The sequence below is a fragment of the Coleofasciculus sp. genome, from assembly GCF_046539235.1.
Lineage (GTDB): Bacteria > Cyanobacteriota > Cyanobacteriia > Cyanobacteriales > Coleofasciculaceae > Coleofasciculus.
In genome coordinates this window covers 1-9,721 of the sequence record NZ_JBKHHI010000251.1, presented here as the reverse complement: position 1 = coordinate 9,721, position 9,721 = coordinate 1, and the positions used below count along the sequence as shown (strand labels likewise).

Sequence of the window (9,721 nt, the reverse complement as noted above, 5' to 3'; positions counted from 1 at the left end):
AGCCATTATTCTTTTCATACTGGTCTACATGGGATAAAGCAATTTGCTGATTCGCCTTCCAACCATTGCGAATCGACAACGGCGGCTGGTCTTTCGGGTCTAGTAAATACTTTACCGCCTTCGGGTCTGGTTCTAACACCGTCTTATGATTGAGTTGAGTTAGGGTTGCCATCACCGTTTGACCTGCACCCGCATCAAAGGTTAAAGATAGAGTCTTAATCTGGCGGCAATAATGCCCCGGAAAGTCATAGTCAAATAGCGCCTCCGTCAAGGCAAACTCACACACCCCCTTATTCTTCAACTGCAACAACGCCATCGGGTCAAGTTCCAGCAGGGAAATATTCTTCGAGATTTCAAAACTGCGACTATCGGTTTCAATATAGGCTTTTTCCATCCGGTCAAGGTCTAACCCCAAACTTTCCCCAGCCAGCAATCCTTTTTTCTGGTTATCCCAATAAAGCCCATTAATGAAATTCACCTCACTCTCTTTCATCCCCCGCTCAAATTGGAAGGCTTTCTCCGCCGATTTTGCCATATCATACGCCATCTGGTAAGTTTGGAAATACATTCCCGACAGTCGGCTTACCATCCATTGATACAACTGAGCATTGGCAAACTTATCCTTCATAAAAGTCTTGATGGACTCGTTATGCTCAATTTCCTTCTCCAGAATCTCAATTTCCCGCTGGGCAATTTTTTCCTGAAACTTAGCCCCAGCCAGTTGCGCCGTTAACCGGATGACATCACTTTCCGCCGCCTTCTTTTGCAATTCCCAATCTTCCACCATGCGTTCGTGGTTGGCATACATACCCAGAACTTCACCCGTCACACTTAACCCTTCCCCTAAAGATTCAGCAACTTCGGCGGCTGAATTGAGAGATTCTCCGATATTTGACCCCCCATATTTTACCCCCATGATAAAAGGACCCACTAAGGCGTCGGGTGCGGCGTTACCAAACGTGGCGGCAATTTTTAAACCCGAAGAAACAAAATGAGCAACTGATGCTGCAATCATTAAACCAATTTGGGCTTGCTCAATGGGTGTTAAGCCTACATCTATCAAGTTCTGGTAATGGATTTCCCGGTTTTTTGCCTCATTCAAGCTTGCTGTTAGGGATTTAATCGTTTCTTGCGCTTCCCCCAGTTGTGCCGCTTTAATACTGCGCGTCATCGCCAGGATTACCCCTTCCTGCCGATTTTGCAGCATACTCAACTCTTCCGCATCTTTCTTTTCCAGTGCAGCCAGCAAATCATTACCAAACTGGTTCAACTTTTGCACCAATTCCTTTGCCTTATACACCATAAAACTGAAGCGGTAATGGGGAACCGGAATATTCAAACTTGCCAAAGCCGCGCTTAATCCCGCACCGGAACTCACCGCTTGTACCAACGCCATCGGGTCAATCGGAGGTTGGAATAAGGGCAAAGGTTGACTAATCCCCATAATATTCAGACAATGCCGGATTTTATATAAACGATCTTCAATGCGATGCCAATACTCAACCAATGAGGGGTTTTCCGGGATAAAGAAATAGGGGTTAGCAACACTATCATTGGGTGTCCCTGGAATAATTCTGATCGGCTGGCTACCCAGATGGGGAGCAAGTTCTGAAGGTTCTGAAGGATAGACGACAAAATCATACTCATCCGACTCATCCCTTAATTGACTATAGGACTTACTGGGTGAGAGTACCCTTGTGCCTAAATTTTCCGGTTTCTTCCCCAGCAAGTCATACGCCAAGATATACAACATCCGCGCTTCATTAATGGTTTCTCTGGTATACTGCCGAAACAGCATATCCCCCCAATCGATTAAATTATCGATATACGCCATGACAATCGCTTTCTGATACGCACTCGTCCGCAACGCCGCGATCGCATGGGGGTCAAATGGGTCATTTAAATAGGCTTGAATTTCCGCTTCGCTGGTTTGCCTCAACTCATATCTGTACCCAAGTTTCTCAATTAATCCGGTCAGTTCATTCAGTTGATTAACGAATTGACTAAATTCTTCATTTTCCCCTCGATCCGCAGGAGGAACTAAGTTCTGCAAATTATTTTGAATGGTTGCTAAATTCAGTGATTTAAGATAGTCCCTTTCGCTCTCCGATATTTTCCGCCGGGATTGAAAAACATCAACTAATGGCTCTAAGTTAGACAATACACTGTTCAACTCAGTCTCAACTGCTGTTATATCAATCCCCAGCTCTCTTAGCTGTACCAGAGAATGTCTACCAACATCAATAATCGCGGCTATATCCACCGCCAAGAAGGGGAGAAACTGCCAGTAATTGGGGACATCTGTCGGATCAAAAATATATTCATACCACTCTTTTGCCTCTTCAAACTTCTGACTTGTATTCAGGTGTTGAGCAATCAGGAAAGGTGCATGAAAGAAGACTTCCCAATAATAGATGCCGTTAGCGCTATTAAAATCCAGGTGGGAACTAATCGGCAGATTTTCCTCGTCCACTTTCTCCGGTTTTACCCTAATCGTCGTCGCCGTAGATACTTGGGTACTAAATGCTGGCAATTCATCGGTTTCCTGGGTGCTGAGACTTAATAAAGATGGCACACCCCCAACAAACAAAGTTTGATTCAACTTATACGCCGTGCTGGTGGTTAGCCGGATAATTTCATACTTGACATCCGCGACTTCATAAGGTCTCACCGACTTGTTATCCGTTATATTTTCATACTTAACGTACTGATTATCTTTAAAGAAAAATAAATCATCCCCTCGATTCAGCGCCGCATCAAAACCTGACCTCAACTCATAAGGCAGGTTACCCCAATTCCCTTGAATATATTTAAAATCAGTCAAGTTATCCAGTTCCTGTGGCGGCTCCAGTTTAAAATAGCGATCATTGGAGAATAAATAGACCTTATCATCCAGAGTGAATGCCGCATCAATCTTACTGATTCCCCATTTACTGGCAATTTTTTGCGGGTTTTTCCAGCTAATGTCATTCACCGTTTCCGGTATCTTGTCCGATTCACTATATTCATCCCCCTTAAACAGATAAAACTTACCTCCCGCTACCAACGCCGCATCATAGGGTGAACTAATTACCTTTTGCAGCACACCCGCTTCATTCACATAGGCAAGCTGGAAATAGTTGCTGTAAATAGGAAGGGGTATAATCCACTTAGGCTCTAATGAACATAATAAGATCTGACCTAGAGCATAAATGTAAAGTTGCTTGTTATAAACATAAGCGCCTTGAACTGGTAGGTAATAGTAAGTCGAAGGAACATGGACAAACCCCATATCCTCTAACAAAGCCCCCAGTTTACCGTTTACCATTTTCCCCTTGCCAAAGATATCATCACCCACTTTGGTAAATTTGAGAAATCGGTTCTCTCCAATCAGATAGGTTGTATCGTTGTAAACAAAAGCCGCATAGATTCGAGTTACCCCCGGTAAACTGAACGTCCTGGGATAACCCTCGTCAACCCATTCACCGGGTTCATTATTATCAGCCAGGGTATATCGAATGAATTGGTTCCCACTGGTCAAAAATAAGTGATTCCCGTTGACATAAGCCGAATCCACAATTCCGGTTTCGTTGAAATTATTCCTGACGATCCCCCATCGTTCCCGAGTCGGTTTCCTTTCGGTTAATGTACCAGACTCCACAAAATCTTGGGCATCATTATCAAAGAAGTATATTTTGTGATCATTCCCTTTGAAAACCGCATCAATTTTATCCCACGCCGGAAACCCTTGATCATTTGTCCGAATGGATTTAGGACACCCTTCATCTGCCAAATCATAGTTTCCCGAATAAACCAGATATTCATCTCCACTAAACAAATAGGTTTTCCCACCATCCACAAACGCCGCATCCACTCTACCCGTTTCAGCAATACGGTTGCGGATTCTGCCCCATTTCGTACTATTGGGTTGGCTATCTGCCCATTGATTAATTTTATTTTCTATAACATCTGTATTTATTCCGCTACTGGGAAAGACAATGTATTCCCGATTGTGGAAAATGTATAGATTGCCATCTCGTCCCACTAATGCGGCATTCACATTACGGTTCAAAGAAACCGGCTGTGTTTCTGTACCATTCGATACAGATAGTGCATTGATGTTGAACCTATATTCAACGTCCCCTATCACAAAAGCCCCTGTCCAGGCGTCTTGACTATCTGCTTCTGATATAGTGCCATTGCTAAAGCTATAGTTTTTACGTCTCCCGTTTTGCTTATTGGCAGCCAATAAATACACAGTAGAGCCTAGCTCAAAAGCCGCAACAACACATTCATTTCTATACAAAAGATTGTTGTTCTTACAACCTAAGTCTTCTAGTAGATAATAAAGGCGACTCTCTTTAGGATAGCCGTCCTCGACAAATTGGTAGTCACTGCCGACATATTTAATATATTGGTCTTTATTGAACAAATAGGTATACTCTTCCCAGACAAACGCGGCATCCACTGAAGGTTCGTTTTCATTTGATGAACCATTAATCGGGTAATCCTGTGCCGTAAAAGAGTTTCTGACTTTGCCCCATTTCGCCGTAATCGCCCTGGAGGTATTCAAATCACTGGATTCGATAAACTCCTGGCGGGTTTGATTAAAAAAGTACCGTTTTCCATCGGTTCCTTTAAATGCCGCATCAATCTTATCCCATTCAGGAAACCCTTCTAGATTACCCTTTAGTCTTTTGGGAGAATCAGCATCTGCCAGTTCATCCCCTTTGGTATACACAACGTATTCATTCCCACTAAACAGGTAAATTTTATCCCCATCAACCAAGGCGGCATCAACAATACCCGTTTCGGTCATTCTGTTGCGCGTTTTTCCCCATCTGTACTGAGTCTTATTTTCCGTTGTTTCGGCTGAACTAACCGTGATATAATTCTGTTGAGCATTATCAAAGAAATAGGTTTTTTCATCTCCTACCTGTCCTACCTGAAACGCAGCATCAATATTGCCCTCACTCGGTAATTCATCCACATCACTTGCCCGACTCTTGGGTGAATGCTCATCTCCCAAAGGGGACACATCTGGCTTACATAAGAAGCTCCCCCCTTTATGGTCAAAACTAAACCATGATCCCTCTGATGATTCTTCGGCGGCGTTGAATACAACTACATCCTCAGCCTTGATGTCTGGCTCATCAAATAGAGCATTAAATACCGCTTTGCCATTTTCATCGTGATCAAATTTTTGGGAATCATTACGGACTCTCTTCGTGTATAACTCTGGCGTCAAGCTAAACGCCTGCGCCTGACTGAATACATGATTAAATTCAGTTTCTAAGACTTTATAACTGAATCTAAGGTTATAGGTACAATTAATCACGATATTTTCGTGTTCTTTATCCTCCTCCTCTTGAATTCGCAATCTCTCAGAGTTAGCAACGGACAATTGGACATTTTCAATTTTACCGAAACTCTTGATTTCCGTCGTCAGGGTTTGAGGTTGAGTCCACTCTTTATTCAGATTGTAGAATGAATATAAAATCTTGATCCTATAAGTTGACTGGGAACCGGAATCTGAGGCGATTGTTTGCGTATCCCCCTCCTGCTTCAGCGTAATCGCCGTACTCGTCTCCGTATCGACAACCGCTTCTACCGTTGTCCAGAACACAAATACCCGCTTAAAGGCAAAAACAGGATAAACTTTATCCGCATCGATTTGCACATTCACCGGCAACCAAGGATGCCAAGAACCCTTTTTCTGATCAAATTCAGCCAGACGGTAGTAAAATCGCCTGGGGTCAGTTTTAGTTCGCCCAAACAATACCAACCTTTTACCGTCTGAACTGGGTACATTATAAACATAACCCCCAGCAATTGTTAACCGAGAGACTTCCGTATATTCATCCAGGTACTTTTTGTAAACCCTTTGTACAGATGCTGTATTGACTTCCCCTTGTAACAAATCCTCTTCTAAGGTTTTAAATGCTGGGGTTTTGGACTCCCGCAGTTCAGGACGGATATAATTTTCCGGATAAAGGAACACTTTGCGATTGGCTTCCCAAACGCGATAGTTCTTCATCCATTTCCACCATTTTTTTAACTCCTCTTTTACCCGCTTTTCCGTTTCCCCATTTCCCCCCCCTTTCAGCGAAAGCTCTTCGAGGTTGACAAAGTATCGGTGAAAATACAATTGTATGGCAGCGATCGCCTCCTCAATTCTAGAGGTAGTGCCACAACTGCTCATGTCCACATCAATCAGCAGTTGTTCATACAAGTCCCTGGTATTCTCTATACCATCTTCAACGGCGATGACATAAGGTACAAGAGCATCTCGCTTGATCACATTTAACTCATTGTGCAATTGTTGAGAAAGAACCTGCCAGTTGTTTGGATTATTGTTCATCAAGTTTACCGTGCAATTATACTGTTGCCTGTTCCCTGTTCCCTGTTGCCTATCTCTACCCTAAGATTTATTCAGTAAATCCTACTTAACTATTAAGCAAACCCAGCAGCTTGTACAATGTATCAGCCGCCGCTCCCAAGTCACTGGGCGGATACATCTTCTGCCAAACCTCTGTGTACAATTTTGCCGGAGATGTCCCCATTTTTTCGGTAACCGAAAACACATCAACGAATTTAATCACCATTTCCAAGTTAAACCGCACCTCAAAACGATTATCCGTTCCCAAAAACCCATTATTTCGTTTCAACCATTTTACGTCATCACTATCCCAACCAAACATTTCCGCCAACATTTTGTAAGGATCTTTGACCAAACCCTTTTCCGGATGTAAAAAATCCGTTAAGCTATAGTCCCCATTACTATACCCATCCTGGAGCTGCTTAAATCGCGCGATCGCTTTGATATCACTTAAGCGGTAATCCGCCCAGTCCCCCCACCGATATTTAAATGTCTGGGGATAAATACTATCGATATACTGATAGCGACTATCGGAATAGCGGACATAATCATCTCCTTTCAGCAAATAGGTTTTTCCTTCAAAGACAAACCCGCCATCGATTGATTCCTCAAAGTTAACTGGAAAGATAACTGGCAAGTTCCCCCAGTTATCTTTAATGGCGTGGGGATATCCTGCGTCTACAAACTCTTGTTCAGCATCGTGATAGCGAATATATTGATCCCCCTTAAACACATAGAGGTGATGATCCGGCGCAACAAAGGCAGCATCAATTGCACCCGGATGACTGATGAAATTATTTTTAACCTTTCCCCATGTCTCTTTAATTAACTTGGGTTCGGATTCCGCCGAACTCAGGTAATCTTCATTTTTAAACAAGTAAAGATTTCCATCCCTCCCGCGCAGCGCGGCATCAATTCCATACTGGAACATCTCTGGCATAGTGGATATACCCAGTTCAGTCGTCAGCACCGTAGCAATCGGTTGGGGATAGCCGTCATCTACCGTGTCATACCTGTCATCCGAATACCGGACACCCTGATCCCCGGAGAATAAGAAGGTTTGTCCACGCTCATTCACAAACGCCGCATCGACTTGGTTCTTTTGGAGAATAGTATTCTTAATATTGCCGATGATATCAATATCATAAACCGCGTCTAAAGTTTGCGACACCACATAGCAATGGCTACCCATAAAGATATAGAGAGTCCGATGATTAGCAATGATCGCATCGATAATCCTGTTTTCTCCATTAGCTATCCGGTTACTTACAATCTCTTCAAAGTCTTCGGGTAGATTTTCAAACCCCGCTTCCCGTCTCAGATGATTGGCAATCTGTTTTGGGTATCCCTCATCCACATAGCGGTAATCCTTGCCGGAATACCGGACATATTGATCGCCAGAAACCAAATAGGTTATTTTATTTTGCCAGACACAGGCAGCATCTATCTTATTGTCTGGGCTATTGTTAACAAAATTGTTGTGAACAATGCCCCAATCCTCCTGAATCAAAGCCGGAGACGTAAAGCGATTGTTTTCATCCTTAACATTTTCATACTTAACATAATAGTTATCGGCAAAGAAATAGGTTGCACCATCCCGTCCAGTAAACGCCGTCTTCACCCTGGCAAAGGAATCATGATTCAGCGGAATCCCCCGCCATATTCTATCCAGGGGTCTGGGGTATGCCCACTGATTTTCGGTGAAGTTGAATTGAATATAGCGATTCTCACTCAAGACAAACATATTATCGGCTTCAAACAGCACCGCATCAATTTGGTTAAACCCCTCTTCTGTATAAGTCGCCGGGATTTGCAAAAAATCAGGCTCCGCTGTTTGAGGAAATCCGGGATCAGGTTGGGTGTAATCATCTGTTGAATAGCACAGATAACGGAACTTTCCCTCATCGTCTGCTTTTTCAAACAAATAGGTTTTGTCATCCTTGACAAAGGCTAACGCCACACTGGTTAATCCTCCCCATTTCTCTTGAATCGGTTTGGGGGTGTCCTCAATTTCAGCCTTAATATAAGTATCCCCAGCATAGGTGACATATTGGTCGCCACTAAAGAGATAGGTTTTGCCGTCACGCCCGACGAAAGCAGCATCAACGGTGTTGTTGATATAAATCGTATTTCGTTCCCTACCCCATTCTTCCGCTAATGGGTATTCTTTATTTAATAAAACATTAAAACAGTCTTGCCCTTTAAACAAATAGGTATTGCGATCGATTCCCTGGAGAACTGCATCCAGCCCGGTTTTAAACTTGCTGGGAACCTCTCGTAACCGGGGCGGTTCGACCGCTGTTTTTTGAATGGCTTTCCCTTCCAAGCTACTATATCGGTGCCAGGTGGCGTTTTCTGCCACAAATAATGCCCCCTGGTCAATAAAGGCGCAATCCACTTGGGTAAATCCCAGGTCATCGTATTTCTTCGATAAGGTTTCAGACACCACATAACCTTCTGTCTGTTTAAACAGATAGATCGTGCGCCGATCCGCAAAAGCGGCATCTATGCCATTCTCGTAGGAAACGTTCAGGTTTTTGAAGCGGGGTTCGTCTTTGAGTGAGGGAACAATATACTTGGGATAGCCTTCTTCCACGGCATCATAGTGATTACCTTTATACCGGAAATACTGATTCCCGGAAAAGAGATAGGTATGTACCGTCGTCTGTTCAACGTCATCGATCATTTCACGGGATTCGACCACAATCGCCGCATCCACGTTTCCCGTTTTGGCGATATTGTTGACTACATTCCCCCAATATCGATTGGTAATATTGGGATAGCGATCGTCAATTTTACTGTAGTTAGGACTGGAATATTTCACATACTCGCTTCCCGAAAAGAGATAGGTTTTGCCGTCTCTTCCCATAAACGCCGCATCCACTGAAGCAAACGGGATGCTATCCCAGTGCGTACTTAACAGTTGGGGTTCAGACCACCAGCGTTGCTGATGATCAAAATAGATAAATTTGTCCCCCGAAAACAGGTAGGTTTTGTGGTCATTGCTTGTAAAAACGGCATCTATTTGATTAAAATCCGCCCCCTCCTGAACCAGATTGAAGGGTAAATTCCACCAATTATCGTTGGGTTCCTGGGGATACCCTTCATCCGGTTTCGTATAATCATTCTGGGAATAGCGCACATAGACGACGTGATCAGACGCTGCACCCGTCTTGCCAAACAGATAGGTTTTCCCATCCAGCACAAATGCCGCATCAACTGTATTTAACCCTCCCCAGTCGCCGGCAATAGTACGTGGGAATCCCTCATCCACCTGGGAATAATCACTTCCTGAATATTGAAAATATTGATTGCCACTAAACAGATAGGTTTTACCTTCTAAGCTAACAAATGCCGCGTCTA

At 43.6% G+C, this 9,721-nt stretch carries 2 protein-coding genes; both read right to left on the bottom strand.

Annotation, left to right across the window (positions count from 1 at the left end; genetic code table 11):
- A partial coding sequence (locus tag ACLFWI_RS19925; RefSeq protein WP_446414356.1) for a Tc toxin subunit A-related protein occupies positions 1-6,340 on the bottom strand: 6,340 nt, incomplete at its 3' end.
- Positions 6,341-6,425: 85 nt separating this feature from the next.
- Positions 6,426-9,721 (bottom strand): hemopexin repeat-containing protein (locus tag ACLFWI_RS19920; RefSeq protein ID WP_446414355.1); only part of this gene is annotated, 3,296 nt, incomplete at its 5' end.